Here is a 1,362-nt window from a genome sequence, read left to right as displayed (position 1 = left end):
TTGCCGAAACGCTCGCGACCTTCGTGCATTACTTCCTGACGGTGACCCCGCCGGTCCCTGCGAACCAGGTGGAGGCCGCCCGAGCAAAGGGCGATCTTCGGTTCGATCTGTTCGTGCGGCAGGTCGCCGAAGCCCTCCGCTCCGGCCAGCGCATTCTCCAGAATGCCGTCGAGGACGTAACCGCGGAAGCGGCCAGCTTCGAAAGCGATACTGGATCTTTGACTGAGAAGCGGGCCGATGCGTGACGCCGCAAGTCTCGCACGCACCCGCGCCATGCTGGTGACGGCGCTCGGAGACGAGATCGTCGCGGCGCTGGAGGATCCCGCCGTGGTCGAGATCATGATCAATCCCGATGGAAGGCTCTGGGTCGAACGGCATGGAAGCGGACGGGCCGAGACCGGCTTGGTTTCTCCCGCCGACACCGAGCGCGTCATCCGCCTGGTTGCCAGCCATATGGGACGGCGCGCGGATGCGGCTTCGCCTATCGTGTCGGCCGAACTGCCGATCGGCGGCGAACGGTTCGAGGGCGTGTTGCCGCCGGTTGCGCCGGGGCCATGTTTCTCGATCCGCAAGCCCGCGAGCCGGGTGATCGGATTGGACGACTATGTGACATCCGGCGTCATGGCAGCCCATCATGCCGAGGCCCTGCGCCGGGCAGTGTTGGAGCGCGAGAACATTCTCGTGGTCGGCGGTACGGGCTCCGGCAAGACGACGCTCGCCAATGCGCTCCTGGCCGAGATCGCCGGGACCGGCGACCGGCTCGTCATCCTTGAAGACACGCGGGAGCTTGTTTCGGCAGCGGAGGATTCCGTGCAGCTGCGGACGCAGCCGGGATCGGTCTCGCTGGCAGATCTTGTCCGTTCGACCCTGCGCCTCCGTCCCGACCGGATCATCATCGGCGAGGTCCGCGGCGCCGAAGCGCTCGACATGCTGAAGGCCTGGAATACCGGCCATCCGGGCGGGATCGCGACCCTGCACGCAAACTCAGCCCTCGGCGGCCTCTCCCGGCTCGAGCAGCTGATCGGCGAGGCATCCGCTCAGGTTCCGCATGATCTGATCGCCGAAACGATCGATTGCGTCGTCTACATCTCGCGGCGCGCCGGCCGGCACCGGGTCGAGACGGTTGCGCGAATGAATGGCCTCGGACGCGGCGGATACGACCTCAGCCCTGTCCAGCCGGACCTGCAGCTCGTCCTGCCGAGCCTGCCTTTTTCTGAACCGCTTCTCTCAACCGCACCTGAAAGGACACCACCCCAATGAACAGAGACATGATCAAGGGCTTCAGCCTGAGTTTGCTTGTCGCGGCAATTGCCTTCCCCGCCCATGCGGCCGGCTCCGGCATGCCCTGGGAAGCCCCGCTGC

1 protein-coding gene and 1 pseudogene are annotated in these 1,362 nt (G+C 66.1%); both read left to right on the top strand.

All coding sequences use genetic code 11. The features are described from left to right. Nucleotides 1–245, top strand: a pseudogene (locus tag HY26_RS19115) (CopG family transcriptional regulator); the annotation flags it as partial. Continuing rightward, complete coding sequence (gene trbB / locus HY26_RS18760) at nt 238–1,260, top strand: P-type conjugative transfer ATPase TrbB (RefSeq protein ID WP_233351691.1); 1,023 nt, start codon at nt 238–240, stop codon at nt 1,258–1,260. The pseudogene HY26_RS19115 and the gene trbB, both read left to right, overlap by 8 nt. Nucleotides 1,261–1,362 lie beyond the last annotated feature (102 nt).

Source organism: Hyphomonas sp. GM-8P, assembly GCF_003263315.1.
Taxonomy (GTDB): domain Bacteria; phylum Pseudomonadota; class Alphaproteobacteria; order Caulobacterales; family Hyphomonadaceae; genus Hyphomonas.
This window is presented reverse-complemented; position numbering and strand designations above follow the sequence as displayed.

What these genes read in the sequence shown, in the direction of transcription:
- trbB (WP_233351691.1), top strand. Translation starts at nt 238, where the DNA reads ATGCGTGACGCCGCAAGTCTCGCACGCACCCGCGCCATGCTGGTGACG.